Source organism: Kribbella sp. NPDC049227 (genome assembly GCF_043197265.1).
GTDB lineage: Bacteria > Actinomycetota > Actinomycetes > Propionibacteriales > Kribbellaceae > Kribbella.
On sequence record NZ_JBICST010000004.1, the window covers coordinates 190,092 to 210,734 of the forward strand.

The following is a 20,643-nucleotide window of genomic DNA, read 5'->3' on the forward strand; positions in this document are numbered from 1 at the left end:
GTCGCCTACTCCGCGGACTTGTCCGCGGCCTGGTCGTCATCTGCACTCTCCACCGGTACGCCGTCCTGCACTGCGTCACCGGGTAGTTGCTCGGTCGGTTCCGAGACGGCCACCCGGGCCGCCCGCAGGACCCGCTCCCCTAGGCGGTAGCCCGGCTGCATGACCATCGTCGCGGTCGGGCCGTCCACCTCGTCGGAGTAGTTGTGCAGCAGGGCCTCGTGGATGCGCGGGTCGAAGGTGTCACCCTTCTCGCCGAACCGCACCAGGCCGAGCTTCTCGGTGACCCGCTCCAGCGACTCCGAGACCGCCTTGAACGCGCCCTCGAGCTCGCCGGCCTCGCGGGCCCGGCCGATGTCGTCCAGGATCCCGAGCAACTCGGTCAGCACCGTGCCGATGACGAGCTCGCGGCTCGCCTCCCGGTCCCGGTCCACCCGGCGTTTGTAGTTCACGTACTCGGCCTGCAGTCGCTGCAGGTCCGCCGTACGCTCGGCGAGCGCCTCGGTCAACAGAGCCTCCTGGGCAGACGGGCCGATCAAGTCCGAAGGATCCCGCGGCGGCTGTGCGCCCGGGGTGCCCGGCATGCCCGGCTGGGGGCCCGGTGCGGGAGCCGCGGATGTCTCCGCAGGCTCCCGCAGCGCGCCGGTGTCCGGGTCGATCCGGCGCTTGTCCCGGACGACGGGCTCGCCGTCGCCGAACTCGCTGCCAGTCGGTCGATCCGTCACTTGTCCTCCGTCTTGTCCTGCGGCCGGTCCTCGTCCACGATCTCGGCGTCGACGACGTCGTCGTCGTTGCTGCTGCTCGCCGAGTCGTCCGCCGTCGCGCTCTCCTCGGAGCCGCCGCCGGCAGCCTGGGCGTTCGCGTACATCGCGGCACCCATCTTCTGGCTGGACTGGGCGAGCTTCTCCGACGCGGCCTTGATCGCGTCGGCGTCCTCACCCTCGAGGGCCTTCTTCAGCTCGGCGACGCCGTCCTTGACCTCGGTCTTGACGTCGTCGGGGACCTTGTCCTCGTTCTCGGACAGGAACTTCTCGGTCTGGTAGACCAGCCCCTCGGCCTGGTTGCGGCTCTCCACCGCCTCGCGGCGCTGGCGGTCCTCCTCGGCGTACTGCTCGGCGTCGCGGACCATCTTGTCGATGTCGTCCTTCGGCAGCGCCGAACCGCCGGTGACGGTCATCCGCTGCTCCTTGCCGGTGGCCAGGTCCTTGGCGTTGACGTGCACGATGCCGTTCGCGTCGATGTCGAAGGTGACTTCGATCTGCGGCACGTTGCGCGGCGCCGGCGGCAGGCCGGTCAGCTCGAAGTTGCCGAGCGACTTGTTGTCGCGCGCCATCTCCCGCTCGCCCTGGTAGACCTGGATCATCACCGACGGCTGGTTGTCCTCGGCCGTGGTGAAGATCTCCGAGCCCTTGGTCGGGATCGTGGTGTTGCGCTCGATGATCTTGGTGAACACGCCGCCCTTGGTCTCGATCCCCAGGCTCAGCGGGGTCACGTCGAGCAGCAGGACGTCCTTGACCTCACCCTTCAGCACACCGGCCTGCAGGGAGGCGCCGACGGCCACGACCTCGTCCGGGTTCACGCCCTTGTTCGGGTCCTTGCCACCGGTCAGCTCCTTGACCAGGTCGGCCACCGCGGGCATCCGGGTCGAACCGCCGACCAGGATGACGTGGTCGATCTTCGACACGTCGATGCCGGCGTCCTTGATGACGGCCTTGAACGGGGCGCGGGCGCGCTCCAGCAGGTCGTTGCTCATCTTCTGGAACTCGGCCCGGGAGAGCTTCTCCTCCAGGTGCAGCGGGCCCGACTCGGTCAGGCTCAGGTACGGCAGGTGGATGGTGGTCTCAGCCGCGGCGGACAGCTCGATCTTGGCCTTCTCGGCGGCCTCGGTGAGGCGCTGCATGGCCATCTTGTCGCCGGACAGGTCGGTGCCGTTCTTGTTCTTGAACTGGGTCACCAGCCACTGGACGATGCGGGCGTCCCAGTCGTCACCACCGAGGTGGTTGTCACCGCTGGTCGCCTTCACCTCGAAGACGCCGTCGCCGATCTCCAGCAGCGACACGTCGAACGTGCCACCGCCGAGGTCGAAGACCAGGATGGTCTGCTCGGTGCCCTTGTCGAGGCCGTAGGCCAGCGCAGCCGCGGTCGGCTCGTTGACGATCCGGTGCACCTTCAGACCGGCGATCTCGCCGGCCTCCTTGGTCGCCTGGCGCTGCGCGTCGGAGAAGTACGCCGGCACGGTGATGACCGCGTCGGTGACCTGCTCCCCGAGGTACGCCTCGGCGTCCCGCTTCAGCTTCTGCAGCACGAACGCGCTGATCTGCTGCGGGGTGAACTTCTTGCCGTCGATGTTCACGCTCCAGTCCTCGCCCATGTGGCGCTTGACGGAGCGGATGGTGCGGTCGACGTTCGTGGTGGCCTGGCGCTTCGCCACCTCGCCGACCAGGACCTCGCCGTTCTTGGCGAAAGCCACCACCGAGGGCGTCGTGCGCGCTCCCTCGGCGTTGGGGATGACGGTGGGCTCGCCACCTTCCAGTACGGCGATGACGGAGTTCGTCGTACCGAGATCGATACCGACCGCGCGGGCCATGTGCTTACCTCCACGAAGTTGAGTGATGCGGACTCAATGTTGCCGTTCGACCGCCTCGGATTCAAATCCGTGACTGAACAAACTTGAGTACACCTGGCTCAACATTGCACAACCCGTGGGTCATTCCCAAGACGAGCCTCGAATTTCCGGGTCACGGCCAGGGACCGGCCAGGGTGGACCCGAACTGACCCCTGCCGTGGACAAGGCTTTCCGTGGGAGGGTGTTCACCGTGAAGCTCCGCCCGATGACAACCGCTGACGACGCCGCGGTGCTTGCTTTGAATGCCACCGCGGAAGGGTTGGTCGAGCCGCTCGGACCTGCCCGGCTGGACTGGCTCCGCCTGATCGCCGCTCATGCTGTCGTTGTCGAGGAGGACACCCGCCCGGTCGGCTTCGTCCTCACCTTCACGCCGGGGTCCGCGTACGACGGTCTCGAGTTCGAATGGTTCGCGGCGACGTACGCCGACCGGTTCCTGCTGGTCGAGCGGATCGTGGTCGCCGAGGAGCGCCGCCGCCGCGGGATCGGCACGGCGGTCTACCGCGCGATCGAGCGGGCCGCGAAGCCGTTCGACCGGGTTGTCGCCCGGGTCCGCTCCGACCCGCCCGACCCGGCCGGTCTCGGCTTCCACGCCTCCCGTGGGTACACCGAGGTGGGCAAGCAGCGCCTGCCCACCGGTGCCACCATGGCGCTCATGGCCAAAGACCTCTGATTACAGCGTTCGGATGTTGAGCAGCGCCCGCAGTGGGAGGTCGTGGCGCAACCTGGCATCGGTGAGGCCATCGACGATGCAGGCCGCACCGATCCACTGCGCGCCGCTGTCCTCCACCAACTGGCGGGCAGTGACCGCGGTTGCACCCGTATCCGCCCAGTCGTCGACCAGAAGCACTCGGTCACCAGCCCGGACCAGATCCCGGCGGAAGCCGAACACGACGTGGCGGTCGCGGTAGTCCGGTGCCGTCGTCCGCTGCACCCACCGATCGCTGTCGGTCGCCGGCCCAGCGTTCTTCCGCATCTCCACGAACCCGACCCCAAGAGCGGCCGCCGTCAACGCGCCAACCAACGCACCACGCGAAACCGGCCCCAGCACGACCGTCGGCGTCACGTCGTACAGGCTCCCCAGCGCCGGCCCGAGCTCACGCAGCAGCTCAGCGTCGCGCCACCACCCGGTGACGTCGGCGTAGTTACTTCACACGCCCCGATCCGTCCGCCACGTGAAAGCGTCCCGCAACCGCACCCTCAGCTCCCCGTCCATACCCCCAGGGTGACGGCTGCCGGTCCAGCCCGCATCCGGTTTGCCGAACCACCAGGCCAATCACACCGGCCGGCCGCCCACGAAGGTGCGTGAGACGAGGGGTACGGCGGGGCGGTAGGAGAGGTGCAGGTGGGTGGGGGCGTCGAGGACGGTGAGGTCGGCTTGGGCGCCTGGGGTGAGGTGGCCTATGTCGGTGCGGCGGAGGGACGCGGCGCCGCCGGCGGTAGCAGACCAGAGGGCTTCTTCGGGGGTCATGTGCATCTCGCGGACCGCGAGGGCGATGCAGAAGGGCATCGACGAGGAGTAGCCCGAGCCTGGGTTGCAGTCGGTCGCGAGGGCGACGGTGACGCCGGCGTCGATGAGGCGGCGGGCATTCGGGTACGGCGACCGCGTGGAGAACTCGATCGCGGGGAGGAGCCCGGCGACGACACCACTGGACGCGAGGGCGTCGACGTCCGCGTCGGTGAGGTAGGTGCAGTGGTCAGCCGCGGCAGCGCCGACCGAGCAGGCCAGCTGGACACCAGGGCCCTCGCCGAGCTGGTTCGCATGCACCCGGGCACCCAGACCGCGAGCCAGGCCGGCCTCGAGGATCGCCCGGCCTTGGTCTTCGTCGAATGCACCCCGCTCCACGAACACATCGACCCACTTGGCATGTCGGGCGGCCGCCTCGAGCATCGGGCCGGTCACCAGCGACACATAGCCCGCGGGGTCGTCGGCGTACTCGGCCGGTACGACGTGCGCACCCAAGTACGTCGTCTCGTCCGTGAACTGTCCCGCGATCTCCAGCGCCCGCGCCTCGTCCGCGACGGTCAGCCCGTACCCGGACTTGATCTCGAGTGTCGTGGTCCCCTGCCGCCGCATCTCGGTGACCAGCCGGGCGACGTTCGCCGTCAGCTGCTCATCGCTCGCCTGCCGGGTCGCCGCGACCGTCGTCCGGATCCCGCCGGCGGAGTACGGCGTACCTGTCATGCGGGCGGCGAACTCCTCGGCCCGGTCACCGGCGAACACCAGATGCGCGTGCGAGTCGACGAACCCCGGGATCACCGCGCGCCCGCCGACGTCGATCGCGCCGTCCGCGGCCGGCGCCTCCCGCCGCGACCCGACCCACGCGATCGTGCTGCCCTCGATCACCAGCGCGGCATCCCGCACCTCGCCGAGCAAGCCACCCTGGGCAGGATCGTTCGTCACCAACGAACCGATGCCCGTCAGCAGCAGCGAGGTCATTCCGTCACCGCCGCGATCGAGGCGGTCAGCTCGGCCGCCACGTCCATCGTCATGTGCTTGCCTCCAGCAACTACAAGCCGGCCACCGGTGATCACGTCGGACACGTCCGCGGCCGAGGCCGCGAAGACCGCCGTCTCCACGGTCCCTCCGGTGCCCGCCGTACGAGCGCTGTCCAGCCGTACGGCGACCAGGTCGGCGCGCGCCCCCACCTCGATCACGCCAGCATCGGCGAACCCGATCGACCGGTGACCGTCGGTCGTCGCGGCCTTCAACAGCTCCGACGCGGACCAGTGGCCGCGCTCCCGCGAGGCGAGCCGTTCGTCCAGCTCCACCGCGCGCATCTCCTCGAACAGATCGATCACCGCGTGGCTGTCCGACCCGAGCGTCAACGGCGATCCGGCATCGCGCAGCGCCACCGACGGACCGATGCCGTCGGCCAGGTCCCGCTCGGTGGTCGGGCAGAAGCAGGAGTACGTCGCCGAGCTGCCCAGCAGGCCGACGTCGACCTCAGTCAGGTGCGTCGCGTGGACGGCACTCGTCCGGCCACTGAGGAACCCGGCTTCGTCGAGCACCTGCGCCGGCGTCCGGCCGTACGCGTCCAGGCAGGCGGCGTTCTCCCCAACCTGCTCGGACAGATGAATATGAAGTGGTACGTCGGGGAACGCCGAAGCGACCGCACCGAGTTGCTCCTGCGGCACGCCCCGGACGGAGTGGGCGGCCGCGCCGATCACGACGTCGTCGGATCCGGCGAGCAACGAGACGCGGGCAGCCCAGCTCGCGGCGTCGCCGTCGCTGAAGCGCTCCTGGACCGAGTTCAGCGGCTGGTCGATCCCACCGGCGAGGTAGCACGTGTCCAGCAGGGTGATGCGCATGCCGACGTCGCGGGCCGCCGCGATCAGCGCAGTACCCATCGCGTTCGCATCGTCGTACCGGCGGCCGCCGGGGGCGTGGTGCAGGTAGTGGAACTCGCCGACGGCGGTGATGCCGGCGAGCAGCATCTCGCCGTACACGGCGCGCGCGAGGGCGTAGTACGACTCCGGAGTCAGCATCGACGCGACGGCGTACATCTGCTCGCGCCACGTCCAGAACGTCCCGCGCTCGGTTTGCGTCCGGCCGCGCAGCGCACGGTGGAAGGCGTGGCTGTGGCAGTTCGCGAGGCCCGGTAGGACGAGGCCGTCGAGCCTGGTCGCGTGGCCTGGGTCCGCGCCGGCCTCGACCGACGTGAAGCGTCCGTCGGCGATGGTCACCAGCACGTTGTCGGCGATGCCGCCCGGGAGCAAAGCCCGCGCACACCAGTACGACGTCACTTCGCGAGATCCCTCAGTACGGCGGCCAGGGCCTCGACGCCGGCCAGACAGTCGTCCTCTTCCGCGTGCTCGGCCGGGGAGTGCGAGATGCCGGTCGGGTTCCGCACGAACAGCATCGCGGTCGGGATCCCGGCGGCCGAGAACACGCCGGCGTCGTGGCCGGCGCCGGTCGGGAGCACGGGCGCTCCGTTCAGTACCCCGACCAGGCGGTCGCGGAGGCCGGCTGGGAAGTCCACGATGGGTGAGACGGACTCGGGTGTGACGGTGAGCGTCGTACCGTCCCGCTCGGCGCGTTCGGTGGCCTGCTTGGTGATTGCCGCGAGCAACGAGTTCAGGGTCGCGTCGTCCGCGGCGCGGGCGTCCAGCCAGGCGGTCACCTGGGACGGTACGGCGTTCGTGCCGTTGGGCTCGACGGAGACCCGGCCGAAGGTGGCGCGGGCTCCGGCCAGGCGGGCCTGCTTGTTCGCGGCGAGCGCGGTCATGGCGTAGGTGAGCATCGGGTCGTGCCGGTCCTCCATCAGCGTCGTACCGGCGTGGTTGGCCTCGCCGCTGAAGGTGAACCGGTAGCGGCCGTGCGGCCAGATCGAGCTCGCCACACCGACCGGCGCCGTCAGTCCGCGGCCCTGCTCGACGTGCAGCTCGATGAACGTGCCCATCCGGTCGAGGAACGCCGATGGTCCGACTCCAGCCGGATCCGTCCCCGCCGCTTCCAAGGCCTGCGCGAGAGTCACGCCGCTGCGGTCCTTCAACCCCAGCGCCTTCTCGGCGGGCAACACGCCGGCCGCTACCCGAGACCCCAGACAAGGCATCCCGAACCGCGACCCCTCCTCCTCGACGAACGCCCCCACCCCGATCGGCACCGACGGCGTGAACCCGTCCTTCCTCAACAGATCCACAGCGGCCAGCGCCGAAACCACCCCCAACGGACCGTCGAAAGCCCCACCGTCGATCACCGAATCCAAATGGCTTCCGGTGACGACACCCGGCCGGTCGGAAGGACCCCACCAGGCGATCAGGTTGCCCAGGCCGTCGGATTCCAGGGTGAGGTCGCGGGCGGCGCACTGGTCCCGGAACCAGTGCGTCGCCGTGCGTTCGGTGGGGGTCCAGCCGCCTCGGTGGTAGCCGCCCGTGGACGGGTCCCTGCCGATGGCGGCCAGCGCCGCCCACATCTGTTCGAAGCTCAAGGTCAGGACAGCGGGTTCTGCGCCAGCCAGTCCTTCGCGACCGCGTCCGCGCTCTCCTTGCCGACGTCGATCCGCTTGACCAGTTCGGTCAGGGAGTCGGTGGTGAGCTTGGCCGAGACCGCGTTCAGGGTGGCCGCGACGTCGTCGGACTTGTGGTCGGTCCGGATCAGCGGAACGACGTTGTTCGGCGGCAGGATGTTCTCCGGGTCGTCGAGCTGGACCAGCCCCTTCTCCTTGATCACCGACTGCGTGGTGAACAGGTTGGTCAGCTGGATCTTGTTGTCCAGCAGCGCCTTCTGGCTCAGCGGACCACCGGCGTCCAGCGGCAGGTACTGCTTGAACTCGACGCCGTACTTCTCCTTCAGGCCCTTCAGACCCGCGTCACGGACCTTGAACTCCGAGCTACCGCCCGCGATCATCTCCTTGCCGACCGGCTTCAGGTCGGCCAGCGACTTCAGGGAGTACTTGTCCGCGGTCGCCTTGGTGACCACGATGGTGTCCTCGTCGGTGGCCGGCGACTTGTCCAGCACCTCCAGACCCGGGGTGACCGCCTTCTTGAGCGCGTCGTACGCCCCGTCCTCGGTGGTCTCGCTGGAGTTCTTGTCGAAGTACGCCAGCGCGGCGCCGGTGTACTCCGGCACCAGGTCGACGGAACCGTCCTTGATCGCGGCCATGTAGGTCTCGCGGTTGCCGATGTTCGGCTTCTTCTTGACCTCGATGCCCTTGGCGGCCAGCGCCTGGCCGTAGATCTCGGCCAGCAGCTGGCTCTCGGAGAAGTCCGCGGAGCCGACGGTGATGCTGCTGACCTTGGAGGGCGCGGGCGAGGACCCCGCGTCGTTGTCGCCGAGCTGGTCGCCCCCACCCCCACAACCGGCCAGGCCGAGCACCGCCACCCCGGCGATCGCAGTACGGATGAGTGTGGATCTCAACACGAGAGCCTCCAGTGTCTCGTCAGCCACCGGCAGGAACCGGCGGATGTTTCGATGGGGCGGTTCATAGGTTCGTCAAGTTCATCAGATACCTCGGACAGTCAGTCGGTCTTCAGCCCGTCGGACACGGCGAACCGGCCGATCAGCGCGAAGAGTGCGTCCAGTGCGATGGCGAGCAGAGCGACCAGCAGCGCGCCGGTGAACATCTGCGGGAAGTCGCGGAGCTTCAGCCCGTCGACGACGTACCGTCCCAGACCGCCGAGCGCCACCAGCGCGGCGATCGTGGCGGTGGACACGATCTGCAGGGTCGCGCTGCGCAGACCGGAGATGATCAGCGGCATCGCGATCGGGATCTCCACCTTGGTCAGGATCTCGCGGCCGGTCATCCCCATCCCCCGGGCGGCGTCGATCGTGGCCGGATCGACACCGGACAGACCGGCGTACGTCGAGGCCAGGATCGGTGGTATGCCGAGGGCGACCAGCGCGATCAGCACCGGCAGGAACCCGATCTGGTTGGTCAGAAGCACCGCGAGCATCAGCAGCCCGAGGCTCGGCAGGGCGCGGGCCGCGTTACCAAGGTTGATCGCGAGGAACGTCCCCCGCCGGGTGTGCCCGATCCGCAGTCCGATCGGCAGCGCGATCACCGCCGACAGCCCGAGCGCGGCGAAGGTGTACCAGATGTGCTGCAGGATCCGGGTCCAGATCCCCTCCGGTCCGGACCAGTTGTAGGAGTCGCTCAGGTATTCCCACATGTCAGGCCACCTCCCCCGTTGAGACGGTGACGCGCGCCCATGGGGTCAGGATCCGTTGCAGCATGACGATCACCAGGTCGGCGACCAGCGCCAGCAACAGCGACAGCAGGACGCCGACGACGACCGGGGTCAGGAAGTCCTTCTGGAAGCCGAGCGTGAACAACTCGCCCAGGCCGCCGATCCCGATCACCGCGCCGATGCTGACCATCGAGATGTTCGCGACCGTGACGACCCGCAGTCCCGCGAAGATCACCGGTACGGCGATCGGCAGGTCGACCGCGATGAGCCGGTGCAACGGGCTGTACCCGACCGCGATCGCCGACTGTCTCACCTCGGGCGGCACGGACCGGAGTCCGTCGATCACGTTCCGGATCAGCAGGGACACGGTGTAGATGGTGAGCGCCACGATGATGTTGACCGTGGACAGCACCTTGGTGCCGAGGATCGCCGGCAGCACGATGAACAGCGCGATCGACGGCAGCGAGTACAGCACGCCGCCGAAGGCGACCAGCGGGTTCGCCAGCCAGCCGAACCGGGTCGCCACATAACCCAGCGGCACCGAGATCAGCAGCCCGAGAAGCACCGGGAGGATCGCCAGATAGACGTGCTCGCGGAACTGTTCCCAGATCAGCCCGAGATTGTCGCCGACCCACGTCATGACCGCAGGGCCTCCGCGACCGTCGACTGGTCGGCCACCCCGACCGCGCGACCGTCGTCGTCCACGCAGACGCCGCAGCCGGACGGGGACGTCAGGACGGCGTCGAGTGCGGCACGCAACGAGTCACCGCGCTTGAACACGGCACCGAGCGGAGACAACTCGTCCGAGCCGTTCATCCGCCAGCCGACCGGCGCGCCGTTGTCCAGCACGAGATTCGACGGCAATGGTTTCAGCGGCAGCTTGTCGGGGTGCACGAACGTGAGGGCCCGATAACCACGGTCCTGGCCCACGAACCCGCGGACGAAGTCGTCGGCCGGATTGGCCAGCAACTCGGGCGGCGGCGCGAACTGGGCGAGCTTGCCGCCGGTGCGCAGTACGGCGACGTTGTCGCCGAGCTTGATCGCCTCGTCGATGTCGTGGGTGACGAACACGATGGTCTTGCCGATGTCGCGTTGCAGCCGGAGCAGTTCCTCCTGCAGCTGGTTGCGCACGATCGGGTCGACGGCGCTGAACGGCTCGTCCATCAGCATGATCGCCGGGTCGGCCGCGAGCGCGCGGGCAACGCCGACTCGTTGCTGCTGGCCACCGGACAGCTGGCTCGGATACCGCTCGGCCAGCTTGAGGTCGAGGCCGACGCGCTCCAGCAACTCCATCGCGGTGGCGCGGGTCTTGCGTTTGTCCCAGCCGAGCAGCTTCGGCACCGTGGCGACGTTGTCCACCACCGTCTTGTGCGGGAACAGGCCGGCGTGCTGGATCACGTAGCCGATGCCGCGCCGCAGTGTCACGGCGTCCTTGCTGTTGATGTCCTCACCATCGATCGAGATGCGCCCACCGGTGCGCTCGATCGTGCGGTTGATCATCCGCAACGACGTGGTCTTGCCGCAGCCCGAAGGCCCGACGAACACGGTGATCTGACCGCTCGGGATCCGCAGGGACAGGTTGTCGACGGCCACGGTGCCGTCCGGATACCGCTTGGTGACGTCCTCGAACTCGATCATGGCGCCCCTTCGCGCTCGTCGTCGGTCGCCCGAAAGACCCTAGCGGAACCGGAGACCGAAACCACGCGGTCGCCCGGTTTCCGGTCCCCGGGAAAGTGCACCATAACGATAGAGAATGCCATGGTCGCACGCTGTCACATGGTCCCCGCTCAGGACTCCTGCATCGGGATCCTGACGCCTTGCTCGGCCGCGACCTCCGCGGCCTTGTCGTAGCCCGCGTCCACGTGCCGGACGACACCCATCGCGGGATCGTTGGTGAGTACCCGTTCCAGCTTCCGCCGGGCCAGGTCGGTGCCGTCGGCAACCGATACTTGACCGGCGTGGATGGACCGGCCGATGCCGACGCCGCCGCCGTGGTGGATCGACACCCAGGACGCGCCACTGGCCACGTTCACCATTGCGTTCAGCAACGGCCAGTCCGCGATCGCGTCCGAGCCGTCCAGCATTCCTTCGGTCTCGCGGTACGGCGAGGCCACACTGCCGGTGTCCAGGTGGTCCCGGCCGATCACGATCGGGGCCTCGAGTTCACCCGAAGCGACCATGTCGTTGAACCGGACGCCGGCCTTGTCCCGCTCGCCCTGGCCGAGCCAGCAGATCCGGGCCGGCAGGCCCTGGAACGCGACCCGCTCGCCGGCCATCTTGATCCAGCGGGTCAGGTGCTCGTTGTCCCCGAACAGATCGAGGATGGCCGCGTCGGTCTTCGCGATGTCGGCCGGGTTGCCCGACAGCGCCGCCCACCGGAACGGGCCCTTGCCCTCGCAGAACAACGGCCGGATGTACGCCGGGACGAAGCCGGGGAACTCGAACGCCCGGGAGAACCCGGCCTTGCGCGCCTCGTCGCGGATCGAGTTGCCGTAGTCGAAGACCTCCGCACCCGCGTCCTGGAAGCCCACCATCGCGGCGACGTGCCGGGCCATCGAGGCCTGCGCGCGCTCGGTGAAGCCGGCCGGGTCCTTCTCGCGGGCGGCGGACCAGTCGTCGAAGTCGATCCCCACCGGCAGGTACATCAACGGGTCGTGCGCCGAGGTCTGGTCGGTGACGATGTCGATCGGCGCGCCCAGCTCGAGCAGCTCCGGCACGATCACCGCGGCGTTGCCCAGGACACCGATCGACAGCGGCCGGCGGGCCTTCTTGGCCTCCTCGGCGAGCCGCAGCGCGTCCTCGAGCGAGTCGGCGCGAACGTCGAGGTACCGGTGCTCGATCCGCCGGTCGATCCGGGAGGAGTCGACGTCGATGCAGATCGCCACGCCGTCGTTCATCGTGACGGCCAGCGGCTGCGCGCCGCCCATGCCGCCGAGGCCGGCGGTCAGCGTGATCGTGCCGGCCAGCGTGCCACCGAACTTCTTCGCCGCGACCGCGGCGAACGTCTCGTACGTGCCCTGCAGGATCCCCTGGGTGCCGATGTAGATCCACGACCCGGCCGTCATCTGGCCGTACATGGTCAGCCCCAGCGCCTCGAGCCGGCGGAACTCCTCCCAGGTGGCCCAGTCGCCGACCAGGTTCGAGTTAGCGATCAGCACCCGCGGCGCCCACTCGTGCGTCTGCAGTACGCCGACCGGCCGGCCGGACTGCACCAGCATCGTCTCGTCGTCCTTCAGCGTGGTCAGTGTCCGGACCATCGCGTCGAACGAGTTCCAGTCCCGCGCCGCCTTGCCGGAACCGCCGTACACGACCAGCTCGTCGGGGTGCTCGGCGACCTCGGGGTCGAGGTTGTTCTGCAGCATCCGCAGCGCGGCCTCCTGCTGCCAGCCGCGGGCGGTCAGGGTGGTGCCGCGGGGTGCGCGCACAGGACGGGGTCCGGACATGGGTGATCCAGCCTTTCTACGACAGGGGGCCGGTGACGGCCTCGACTGCGGACAAGTAGGTGCCGTCGGCAACAAGGCGGACGGAGTGCTCGAGTTCGGGAGCCAGATGGCGGTCGGTGCCCGGCCCCTCGACGTACTCACGCAGGGCGTCCCGGACGGCGGCGGTGGCCGGGGCCGGGGTGAGCGGGGCGCGCAGGTCGAGGGCCCGGGCGGCGGTGAGGATCTCGATCGCGAGGACCCGCTGCAGCCCGTCGATCGCCTTGCGCAGCTTGCGTGCGGCCGACCAGCCCATCGAGACGTGGTCCTCCTGCATCGCACTGCTCGGGATCGAGTCCACGCTGGCCGGTACGGCGAGCCGCTTCAGCTCGGACACGATCGCGGCCTGCGTGTACTGCGCGATCATGTGGCCGCTGTCGACACCGGGATCGTCGGCCAGGAAGGCGTTCAGCCCATGGTTGCGCGCGACATCGAGGAAGCGATCGGTACGGCGTTCGCTGATGCCGGCCACGTCCGCCACGGCGATCGCGAGGAAGTCGAGCACGTATCCCACCGGGGCGCCGTGGAAGTTGCCGTTCGACTCGACCCGGCCGTCGGGCAGGACGACCGGGTTGTCTATCGCGGCGGCGAGCTCGCGGCCGGCGACCGTGGCCGCGTGGTCGGCGGTGTCCCGGGCCGCGCCGTGCACCTGCGGCGAACACCGCAGTGAGTAGGCGTCCTGGACGCGGTTGCAGTCCGGGCCGCGGTGGCTGGCCACGATGGCGCTGTCGGCGAGGATCGCTCGCAGGTTGGCGGCGGCGAAGGCCTGGCCGGGGTGCGGCCGCAGCGCCTGCAGGTCCTCGGCGAACACCCGGTCGGTGCCGAGTTGTCCCTCGACGCTCATCGCGGCGGCGATGTCCGCGGTCTTGAACAGGCGGTCGAGGTCGGCCAGCGCGAGCACCAGCATGCCGAGCATGCCGTCGGTGCCGTTGATCAGCGCGAGGCCTTCCTTCTCTGCCAGCACGACCGGTGTGAGTCCGTGCGCCGCCAGCGCCTCGCCCGCGGGAAGAAGGTTGCCCTCGGCATCACGCACCGGGCCTTCGCCCATCACCGCGAGCGCGACGTGGGACAGCGGCGCGAGGTCACCGGAGCAGCCGAGACTGCCGTACTCGTGGACCACCGGAGTCAGGTGGGCGTTGAGGAGGCCGGCGTACGCCTGGGCCGTCTCGACCTTCACGCCGGTGCGGCCGGTGGCGAGGGTGGACAGGCGCAGCAGAGCGAGCGCCCGGACGACCTCGGTCTCGACCTCGGGTCCGGAGCCGGCCGCGTGCGACCGGACCAGGCTGCGTTGCAACTGGGCCCGCAACTCGGGCGCGATGTGCCGGGTCGCGAGCGCGCCGAAGCCGGTCGAGACTCCGTAGTGCGGAGTGTCCGCGTGGGCCAGGGCCTCGATCGCCGCGCGCGACTTCGCGATCTCTTCCAGCGCCTGGTCGTCGATCCGTACCCGCGCGCCGTACCGCGCCACCGCGACCACGTCGGCGGGAGCCAGCGGTCCGGTGCCGACGATCACCTCGGCTGTGTTCTTCACCTCGTTCACCTGCTCATTGCACCGCGCGGCACCCGGAACCGACAGCAGCGCCGTGCACTTTCTGTCTCGAATCTGAGACATCCATGGACCCTGCGTCCCACTAGAGTCAAGGAATGGTGTTCGAGATCCGGACGGCGGGGCCGGAGGATGCGGTAGGAATCGCCCGGGTCTGGGCCGCCGTGATGCCGCAACTGGTGATGACGCCCCGCGGGGTCGAGGCCGGGCTGCGCAACAGCTCGACCAGGGTCGTGCTCATCGCCGTCGACGGACCGGACGTGGTCGGCTACGGGAACGTGTACCTCCCCGATCCTGAGCAGGAGAAGCCGCGGGTCCGGATCACGGTGCACGTGCCGCCGGAGCATCGCCGGCTGGGCATCGGTTCCGCGCTGGCCGACGCGATCGGCGCCGAGGCGGCGCGTGTCGGTGCCGCATCCCTGCTGGTCGTGGTCAGCGACGACGATGCGTCGAAGGAGTTCGCGACCAAGCGCGGCTTCGTCATCGGTCGCCGGATGAGCCGTTCCAGCGCCGACCTGAGCGCCGTACCCGCGCCATTGCCCGCGCCCGACGGCCTGCGGGTCGTCGACTACGACCAGGTGGAGCCGCGGCAGATCTGGCTCGCCTCGATGGCCGTCGCCGACGGCGATCCGAGTGGTCTGTCGGATTCACCGCCGTACGACGATTGGCTTGCGACGGCCTGGAATCACCCGGACCTGCGCCGCGACCTGAGCGCGGCGGTGATCGACGGCGAGACCGTGCTGTCGTTCGTGACGACGACGGCGGATCCGGGCCGGCGGGTGATCTGGTCGAACCTGACCGGCACGATCCCGGCCGCGCGCGGACGTGGGCTGGCGAAGGTGGTGAAGTCGACGGCGCTGGCGCGAGCCCGGGACGCGGGGTTCGTCACCGCGCACACCGGGAACGACGCGGGCAACGCGCCGATGCTCGCCGTGAACGAGTGGCTCGGCTACCGGGTGACGGGTGCCTCGTGGACCGCGGAGAAGGCGCTGTGAACCGGCTGATCATCTCGCTGCTGTTCTTCGCCGTCGTGTCGGTCGGCGTCGGGATCCTCCTGTCCGGGGCCGACGAGGACATCGACTGGGCGATCACCGGCGGGCTGTTCGCGCTCGCGGTCGCGGGCGAGGCAGTGCGGTTCTGGCTGAAGCGGAGCCGCGCCAAGAAGCACCAATCGTCCGGAATCTGAGACCGGGGCGGTTACCCTGCCGTTGTGAGCGGCAACGTTCCCGCCTCGACCCGCACTCTGCGGGTGCTGACGTTCCTGGCCACCCAGCCCGGTCCGGTGCCGATGGAGCGCATCGCCTCCGCGGTCGGCCTGCCGCGCTCGTCGACGTACCACTTGCTGCGGGCAATGATCGACGAGGGCTTCGTGGTGCACCTCCCGGAGGAGAAGCGGTACGGGCTCGGCGTCGCGGCGTTCGAGATCGGGTCGGCGTACCTCCGGCACGATCCGCTCGAGCGGCTGGCGCGTCCGCTGCTGGTTCAGCTCGTCGCCGAGGTCGGCCAGACCGCGCACCTCGGCGTACTGCACGGGCGCGAGCTCGTCTACCTGCTGAAAGAACAGCCGCCTCGTCCGGTCACCCTTGTCACGGACGTCGGCGTACGCCTCCCAGCCACCCTCACCGCCTCCGGCCGCGCTCTGCTCGCCGAGCTCCCGCCGGCCCAGGTCCGCGCGCTCTTCCCCAACCCGGAGAGCTTCGTCCGGCGGACCGATCACGGCCCGCAGACCCTGACCCAGCTGCGCCGGCTCCTCGCGGACGAGAAACGCCAGGGCTACGCGGTCGAGGACTCCTTCATCACCCCGGGCGTCGCCTCCGTCGCCAGCGCCGCCGTCGACCACGCCGGCCACCCGGCCGCCGCCATCAGCGTCACCTTCCGCACCGACGCCGTACCCCCGTCCGAACGCCACCTCCTGGCCCACCGGATCCGCCAGGCAGCCGCAGCCCTGACCCGCCGCCTGCACGGCTGATCTCTCCGTCCAGCGCAGCGGTTCGACCGTTCGCCGATGACCGGTTGCTCGACAACGGTGACTGCGGGTGACATCGAGGAGAACTGTTCTAGCCCGACTCGGCGGGATGCTCGACCTGGCGATCGCCCCACTGCGTCATCAGACCACGGGCGATCTCCAGGTCCTCCCGCAGCGACCGGTCGGTCAGATCGGGCGGCAGCGCGGCGAATGCGTCCGCGAGCCACGGTCCGACCGCCGCCGGTGCGAGGTCTTCAGGTGTCAGCCCGGCCAGCCGGATCGCCCGCACCGCGGTGACGAGTTCGCTGGCCAGCACTTCCCGGAGCGCGTCGAGGAGCTGAGCACTGAGTACGGCGGCCTGTGGCGCGAAGCTGGCGTGGTGCTCGGCTCCGCGGGACAAGGTCGCCGTACCGAGGGTGGCCGGCTGGGCCGCGGACCGGACGCCGGCCAGCGCATCGTGGGCGACGTACTCGATCATCATCACGCCCGAGCTCGCCTCCGCACCGCTGGCGAGGAACCGGCTCAGGCCGGTGTACTCCGGGTCGACCAGGTTCGCGACGCGCGACGTGGACAGGGTCGCGACGCTGTGCAGGCTGAGCCGGAGCGAGTCGAGGGCAAGGGCGATCGGCATCGCGTGCCAGTTGCCGTTGTGCAGCACGGTGTCCCCGGCCACCAGCGGGTTCTCCGCGGACGCGTTGATGTCGATCCGCAAGCTGTTGCCTAGGGCATCTACGTGGTCGACGGCCGGGCCGAGCACCTGCGCGAAGGCGCGCAGGCCGAAGGGGTCCTGGATCCGGGCCGGCGGGATCGGCAGGCCGTCCAGCAGCCCGCGCATCCGCCGGGCCACGCGCACCTGACCGGGTTGCGGGCGGGCCTCGTGCACGCGGACGTCGTACACCTCGGCGTTGCCCCGGAGCGCGACATGCGACAGCGCTCCGACCAGGGGTACGACGTTGATCAGCGTGCTGGCCTCGACGTACGCGAGACAGCACTCGGCCAGGGTGATCGCGTTGCTGGAGAGCAGAGGCAGCGCGCTGGTGCCGTCGATGACCTCGCCGAGTGCGAGCCCGAGTTCGGCCAGTGGCCCGAGATCCCCGGTGCCGATCGCACCGCCACGATGCAGATCCGGCAGCTCACCATCGTTGAGCAGGGCAACGATCGCGTCGGCAACGTCCGGGTCGAGCCCGGACCCACCGGCCGCCAGCTGGTTGACCCGGATCAGCAGTCCGAGCCGGACCACGTCCTTCGGGTACGACGTCGTACCGGTGGTGGAGTGCGATCCGAGCAACCGGGCGCCGTGCTCGGGGTCCGTGGTCAGCACGTCGCGGTTCGCGCCGACCCCGGTGGTCCGCCCGTACACCGGCCGCCGCCGGGCCACCTCGACAACGGCCGCCGCCGACTCACTCATCCGCTTCCGGGCGTCGTCGCTCAACCGCACGGCCGTCCGCCGCTGCGCCAGCGCGACGGCCTCCAGCGGCGTCAGCCCAGCACCCGAGAGCTCCACCGGTTCCATGCGCCCAGTGTGAGACCGCCCACGGCTCCCGGACAGCCGCCGCGCACCGGTGGACGTCTGAGATCCGAGACAGCGAGTCCCAGTGCCTGACGGCGGGATCCCGTGCGGCTCGACAGGAGGTGTCCTCTCCGCAGACGCCCGGCCAGGCTCACGCCCGCCCTACACACCGGCGTGTCCGCGGACACCTCCTGTCGAGCTGTCGAGCCGCACGCCCACGAACGCGACGACCGTGACCGGGAGGGCCGGCGTCGGACGGCTGGCGGAGGCGCGGAGTACTGCGTGATCGGCATGTGGCGAGCAGTACAAAGCCCACCCGGCTCCAGCAACGGAGTTCGGGTGGGCTGGAAAGACCAGAGTTACTTCTGGCCGTAGCGCTGCCTGAACTTCTCCACCCGGCCCTGGGTGTCCATCACGCGCTGCTGGCCCGTGTAGAACGGGTGCGTCGCGGACGAGATCTCGACGTCGACCACCGGGTAAGTGTTGCCGTCGTGCCACTCGACCGTCTCGTTGCTCTCGCGCGTCGACCCGGTGAGGAAGCTGAAGTTGCCGGACTTGTCCCGGAAGACGACCCGGCGGTAGTCGGGGTGGATGTCTTTCTTCATGCTGCCGCACTTCCTTCCAGATAAGGGGCGAACGGATCGGTCAAGGGGTGGACCGGTTCATCCGCACGAAGGAGACAACCATCCAGGCGCTCCCGTAATTCCCGGACGTCCAGACCGATGCCGGTGAAGGACAGGTACGACGCCCGGTCGCCGTGCTCGGGGTGCCACTCGAGGGCCGAGCGGGCTTGGTGCTGCTGCCCGACCGCGGACCACCGGTCGGCCGGCAGATCGGCCAGCCACGGACCCAGCACCCCGATCGCGATGTTCGTGCCGAAGCTGTCCCAGCTGAGCCGGTGGCGGTGCTGGGTCGCGATCCACACCGTCCCTCGGCCGCGCGCCGTACCGGCGACCAGATCCTCCAGGGCGTCGTACAGCCGCTCGGGGTGGAACGGCCTGTCCGACTGCCAGACGAAGGTCTGCACCGGCCCACCCTCCAGCGGCGCACTGATCGCACCGGACTCCGCCGACGCCGCCGCGTCCGGATCATGCAGGTGTACGCCGAGCAGCCCGGCCGGTGTGGTCCGGATGAGTAGCCGAGGGTTGACAGCCTGTACCAGCGCTCGAGCCGTCTCGTCATCGCCACTCAGTACGGCGGCGTCCGCGTACTCCAACTGACGCACGATCACCTCGGCGATCGCCCGGCCGTCCTCGGTGGCGGTCGGGATGCCGCGCTCCTGGATCAACTGCTCCCCGGTCAGGTCGCCGACCACACTGACGGTGTCGATCGACGTGATGATCGACACGGTCAGCAGCTCCCCGGCCGCGTCCCGAGCGATCTCAGTGGCCAGCGCCTTGGTGTCCCCGGCGCCCGGGACGGACACGATCGCGACGTCGTACCGCTCGACCGCGGCGATGCTGACCAGCAGCGGGACGAGCGAGTCGCGCAGCGCGCAGGAGACGCACGGGTGCTCCATCCGGATCACCTCCCGGTCGATCACCCCGTCCGCGGTCCGCGCGATCCGGACGACCGACCCACCGGCCAGGCCGCTGACGTCGTACTCGACCAGCACGCCGGCCTGGCCCGCGGCGGCCAGCAGATCGCCGGCCACCGCCGCCCGGAACGGCTCGTCGATGCCCGTCAGCAGCGTCACCGGTAGCATCCAGACTCCCGCCTTGTTGAAAACGATAACCAACGCTGGAATAGCGGTCACCCTACCGGCGTTCACTCCGGTGAGGGTCACCCGCCAGGTGATCCAGGAAAGGACAGTATGGCCAAGCGCAACGACCTCCGCCCGATCGTCAAGCTCCGCAGTACGGCGGGGACCGGGTTCACCTACGTCACCCGGAAGAACCGGCGGAACAACCCCGACCGCCTGGTGATGCGCAAGTACGACCCGGCGGTCCGCCTGCACGTCGACTTCCGCGAAGAGCGGTAAAAGCACAAACGTCAACGGCCCTCCACGAATTTCGTGGAGGGCCGTCGTGCGTTCGAGGGCCGGTCAGAGCCGGCCGTAGGCCTTCAGGGTGCGGAGTGCGCCGACGGTGAGGATGCCGCGGTACGCAAGGGTGGCGGCCTGGCTCGGCGGCTCCCAGGTGATCGCCCAGCCGCCGTCCGGCTGCTGGTCCGCGATCAGGCGGTCGAGGTGGGCCTCGATCTGCGCGTCGTCGAAGAGCGGCCGCCAGACGCTGTCGGGCGTCGGCGCCAGGTGCAGCGGGGTCACGCCGTACGACGGGTCCGCCGCGTCGGCGCGGAAGTGCTGGAGCTTCGGCAGCCACTCGCGGACGCGGTCGAGGTCGACGTCGTCGGTGTGTTCCAGGAACTCCAGCGCCTCATGCAGCCCGTGGGCGTCCTCGGGGAGAGCCTCGGCCAGCTGGGCCGCGCACCACTTGCCTGCGTGTTCGCGCCACGGGTGCTCGAAGCCGAGCTTGTACAGCCGCCCGACCAGTCCCGCGGTCGGGTTGATACTGGGCTGGTAGGTCCACTCGGACACGTGCTCGGCTCGCGGATACCCCTCGATGGCCGGCGAGCAGAGCGAGACCGCGCCGTCGGCGGTCGCGGTCGCGGCCAGCCAGTCGACCGCCCGGCGAACCATCTCGTCGTCCCTGGCGCCGGAGGCGAGCAGAGTGCTGAACGCCACCTCCACGTCCAGCGACAGACTGTCCGGGACCAGCTTGTCCGGCTCCAGTCCGTGGCCGAAGCCGCCGTCGGCGTTCTGATAGCCGCGCAGCGCCTCGACCACCCCTTGCGGATCGGCGTCCTCGAAGACAGCGGCGAACAGCCGATTCTCGACCAGCCGGGCTTCCCGGCGTACGAAATCACGACCAGCGGTGAAGGTGTCCATGGGCTCTA

General features: G+C 69.6%; 21 protein-coding genes. 5 read left to right on the forward strand and 16 right to left on the reverse strand.

Annotated features, from left to right (window positions below):
* Positions 1 to 5: 5 nt before the first annotated feature.
* Both grpE and dnaK read right to left on the reverse strand, forming a co-directional pair.
* The gene (grpE, locus tag ACGFH6_RS18630) at positions 6 to 722 is read right to left on the reverse strand and encodes a nucleotide exchange factor GrpE (protein WP_393385166.1); all 717 of its coding nucleotides are present in this window, start codon (positions 720 to 722) and stop codon (positions 6 to 8) included.
* A complete protein-coding gene (gene dnaK, locus ACGFH6_RS18635; RefSeq protein WP_393385168.1) occupies positions 719 to 2,584 on the reverse strand; it encodes a molecular chaperone DnaK in 1,866 nt (621 codons plus the stop codon). Before dnaK ends, grpE begins: the two co-directional genes overlap by 4 nt.
* A 244-nt stretch (positions 2,585 to 2,828) precedes the next feature.
* Between dnaK and ACGFH6_RS18640 the strand changes: the two genes are divergently transcribed.
* Positions 2,829 to 3,293, forward strand: a complete 465-nt coding sequence (locus tag ACGFH6_RS18640; RefSeq protein WP_393385169.1) for a GNAT family N-acetyltransferase — start codon at positions 2,829 to 2,831, stop codon at positions 3,291 to 3,293.
* Here the strand turns inward: ACGFH6_RS18640 and ACGFH6_RS18645 are convergent, their stop codons facing one another.
* The 10 genes from ACGFH6_RS18645 to hutH form a co-directional block, all read right to left on the reverse strand.
* Positions 3,294 to 3,686, reverse strand: coding sequence for a phosphoribosyltransferase family protein (locus tag ACGFH6_RS18645; protein WP_393385171.1), 393 nt, complete (start codon positions 3,684 to 3,686; stop codon positions 3,294 to 3,296).
* A gap of 210 nt (positions 3,687 to 3,896) precedes the next feature.
* Positions 3,897 to 5,060 (reverse strand): imidazolonepropionase, encoded by a 1,164-nt coding sequence (hutI, locus tag ACGFH6_RS18650; protein ID WP_393385173.1) that lies wholly within the window; start codon positions 5,058 to 5,060, stop codon positions 3,897 to 3,899.
* On the reverse strand, positions 5,057 to 6,367 hold the full coding sequence (locus ACGFH6_RS18655) for a formimidoylglutamate deiminase (RefSeq protein ID WP_393385174.1): 1,311 nt from the start codon (positions 6,365 to 6,367) through the stop codon (positions 5,057 to 5,059). Before ACGFH6_RS18655 ends, hutI begins: the two co-directional genes overlap by 4 nt.
* Positions 6,364 to 7,536: an allantoate amidohydrolase gene (locus tag ACGFH6_RS18660; RefSeq protein ID WP_393386715.1), complete on the reverse strand. Its 1,173-nt coding sequence runs from the start codon at positions 7,534 to 7,536 to the stop codon at positions 6,364 to 6,366. The genes ACGFH6_RS18655 and ACGFH6_RS18660 overlap by 4 nt, the downstream gene beginning before the upstream one ends.
* Before the next feature lie 17 nt (positions 7,537 to 7,553).
* Positions 7,554 to 8,483 (reverse strand): ABC transporter substrate-binding protein, encoded by a 930-nt coding sequence (locus tag ACGFH6_RS18665; protein WP_393385176.1) that lies wholly within the window; start codon positions 8,481 to 8,483, stop codon positions 7,554 to 7,556.
* A gap of 98 nt (positions 8,484 to 8,581) precedes the next feature.
* Entirely contained in the window at positions 8,582 to 9,232 is a 651-nt protein-coding gene (locus tag ACGFH6_RS18670) for an ABC transporter permease (RefSeq protein ID WP_393385178.1), read from the reverse strand.
* A 1-nt stretch (position 9,233) separates the two neighbouring features.
* Complete coding sequence (locus tag ACGFH6_RS18675) at positions 9,234 to 9,890, reverse strand: ABC transporter permease (protein WP_393385179.1); 657 nt, start codon at positions 9,888 to 9,890, stop codon at positions 9,234 to 9,236.
* A complete protein-coding gene (locus ACGFH6_RS18680; protein ID WP_393385180.1) occupies positions 9,887 to 10,888 on the reverse strand; it encodes an ABC transporter ATP-binding protein in 1,002 nt (333 codons plus the stop codon). Before ACGFH6_RS18680 ends, ACGFH6_RS18675 begins: the two co-directional genes overlap by 4 nt.
* A gap of 149 nt (positions 10,889 to 11,037) precedes the next feature.
* Positions 11,038 to 12,693, reverse strand: coding sequence for a urocanate hydratase (gene hutU / locus ACGFH6_RS18685; RefSeq protein WP_393385181.1), 1,656 nt, complete (start codon positions 12,691 to 12,693; stop codon positions 11,038 to 11,040).
* Positions 12,694 to 12,709: 16 nt separating this feature from the next.
* Entirely contained in the window at positions 12,710 to 14,266 is a 1,557-nt protein-coding gene (gene hutH, locus ACGFH6_RS18690; RefSeq protein WP_393385182.1) for a histidine ammonia-lyase, read from the reverse strand.
* Positions 14,267 to 14,370: 104 nt separating this feature from the next.
* Between hutH and ACGFH6_RS18695 the strand changes: the two genes are divergently transcribed.
* The 3 genes from ACGFH6_RS18695 to ACGFH6_RS18705 are packed head-to-tail and all read left to right on the forward strand — an operon-like array spanning position 14,371 to position 16,241.
* Entirely contained in the window at positions 14,371 to 15,267 is an 897-nt protein-coding gene (locus tag ACGFH6_RS18695; protein WP_393385183.1) for a GNAT family N-acetyltransferase, read from the forward strand.
* Positions 15,264 to 15,458 (forward strand): hypothetical protein, encoded by a 195-nt coding sequence (locus ACGFH6_RS18700; protein WP_393385185.1) that lies wholly within the window; start codon positions 15,264 to 15,266, stop codon positions 15,456 to 15,458. Before ACGFH6_RS18695 ends, ACGFH6_RS18700 begins: the two co-directional genes overlap by 4 nt.
* 24 nt (positions 15,459 to 15,482) lie before the next feature.
* Complete coding sequence (locus tag ACGFH6_RS18705; protein ID WP_393385187.1) at positions 15,483 to 16,241, forward strand: IclR family transcriptional regulator; 759 nt, start codon at positions 15,483 to 15,485, stop codon at positions 16,239 to 16,241.
* Positions 16,242 to 16,329: 88 nt separating this feature from the next.
* Here ACGFH6_RS18705 and ACGFH6_RS18710 read toward each other — a convergent pair whose 3' ends face one another.
* From ACGFH6_RS18710 to ACGFH6_RS18720, 3 genes are all read right to left on the reverse strand, one after another.
* Positions 16,330 to 17,751 (reverse strand): aromatic amino acid lyase, encoded by a 1,422-nt coding sequence (locus tag ACGFH6_RS18710; protein ID WP_393385189.1) that lies wholly within the window; start codon positions 17,749 to 17,751, stop codon positions 16,330 to 16,332.
* Between the two features lie 356 nt (positions 17,752 to 18,107).
* Positions 18,108 to 18,353 carry a type B 50S ribosomal protein L31 gene (locus tag ACGFH6_RS18715; RefSeq protein ID WP_393385190.1) on the reverse strand — a complete coding sequence of 82 codons (246 nt, stop codon included), beginning with the start codon at positions 18,351 to 18,353 and terminating at the stop codon, positions 18,108 to 18,110.
* Positions 18,350 to 19,453 (reverse strand): CobW family GTP-binding protein, encoded by a 1,104-nt coding sequence (locus tag ACGFH6_RS18720; RefSeq protein WP_393385191.1) that lies wholly within the window; start codon positions 19,451 to 19,453, stop codon positions 18,350 to 18,352. The genes ACGFH6_RS18715 and ACGFH6_RS18720 overlap by 4 nt, the downstream gene beginning before the upstream one ends.
* A 108-nt stretch (positions 19,454 to 19,561) precedes the next feature.
* On the opposite strand from ACGFH6_RS18720, the gene rpmG reads away from it, so the two are divergent.
* A complete protein-coding gene (gene rpmG, locus ACGFH6_RS18725) occupies positions 19,562 to 19,729 on the forward strand; it encodes a 50S ribosomal protein L33 (RefSeq protein ID WP_131363661.1) in 168 nt (55 codons plus the stop codon).
* 63 nt (positions 19,730 to 19,792) lie between these two features.
* Here rpmG and ACGFH6_RS18730 read toward each other — a convergent pair whose 3' ends face one another.
* Entirely contained in the window at positions 19,793 to 20,635 is an 843-nt protein-coding gene (locus ACGFH6_RS18730; RefSeq protein ID WP_393385193.1) for a hypothetical protein, read from the reverse strand.
* Positions 20,636 to 20,643 lie beyond the last annotated feature (8 nt).

What these genes read in the sequence shown, in the direction of transcription:
- ACGFH6_RS18715 (WP_393385190.1), bottom strand. Translation starts at nt 18,353, where the DNA reads ATGAAGAAAGACATCCACCCCGACTACCGCCGGGTCGTCTTCCGGGAC.
- ACGFH6_RS18680 (WP_393385180.1), bottom strand. Translation starts at nt 10,888, where the DNA reads ATGATCGAGTTCGAGGACGTCACCAAGCGGTATCCGGACGGCACCGTG.
- dnaK (WP_393385168.1), bottom strand. Translation starts at nt 2,584, where the DNA reads ATGGCCCGCGCGGTCGGTATCGATCTCGGTACGACGAACTCCGTCATC.
- ACGFH6_RS18720 (WP_393385191.1), bottom strand. Translation starts at nt 19,453, where the DNA reads ATGCTACCGGTGACGCTGCTGACGGGCATCGACGAGCCGTTCCGGGCG.
- hutI (WP_393385173.1), bottom strand. Translation starts at nt 5,060, where the DNA reads ATGACCTCGCTGCTGCTGACGGGCATCGGTTCGTTGGTGACGAACGAT.
- ACGFH6_RS18675 (WP_393385179.1), bottom strand. Translation starts at nt 9,890, where the DNA reads ATGACGTGGGTCGGCGACAATCTCGGGCTGATCTGGGAACAGTTCCGC.
- rpmG (WP_131363661.1), top strand. Translation starts at nt 19,562, where the DNA reads ATGGCCAAGCGCAACGACCTCCGCCCGATCGTCAAGCTCCGCAGTACG.
- ACGFH6_RS18695 (WP_393385183.1), top strand. Translation starts at nt 14,371, where the DNA reads ATGGTGTTCGAGATCCGGACGGCGGGGCCGGAGGATGCGGTAGGAATC.
- ACGFH6_RS18710 (WP_393385189.1), bottom strand. Translation starts at nt 17,751, where the DNA reads ATGGAACCGGTGGAGCTCTCGGGTGCTGGGCTGACGCCGCTGGAGGCC.
- hutU (WP_393385181.1), bottom strand. Translation starts at nt 12,693, where the DNA reads ATGTCCGGACCCCGTCCTGTGCGCGCACCCCGCGGCACCACCCTGACC.
- ACGFH6_RS18640 (WP_393385169.1), top strand. Translation starts at nt 2,829, where the DNA reads ATGACAACCGCTGACGACGCCGCGGTGCTTGCTTTGAATGCCACCGCG.
- ACGFH6_RS18670 (WP_393385178.1), bottom strand. Translation starts at nt 9,232, where the DNA reads ATGTGGGAATACCTGAGCGACTCCTACAACTGGTCCGGACCGGAGGGG.
- ACGFH6_RS18730 (WP_393385193.1), bottom strand. Translation starts at nt 20,635, where the DNA reads ATGGACACCTTCACCGCTGGTCGTGATTTCGTACGCCGGGAAGCCCGG.
- ACGFH6_RS18660 (WP_393386715.1), bottom strand. Translation starts at nt 7,536, where the DNA reads ATGTGGGCGGCGCTGGCCGCCATCGGCAGGGACCCGTCCACGGGCGGC.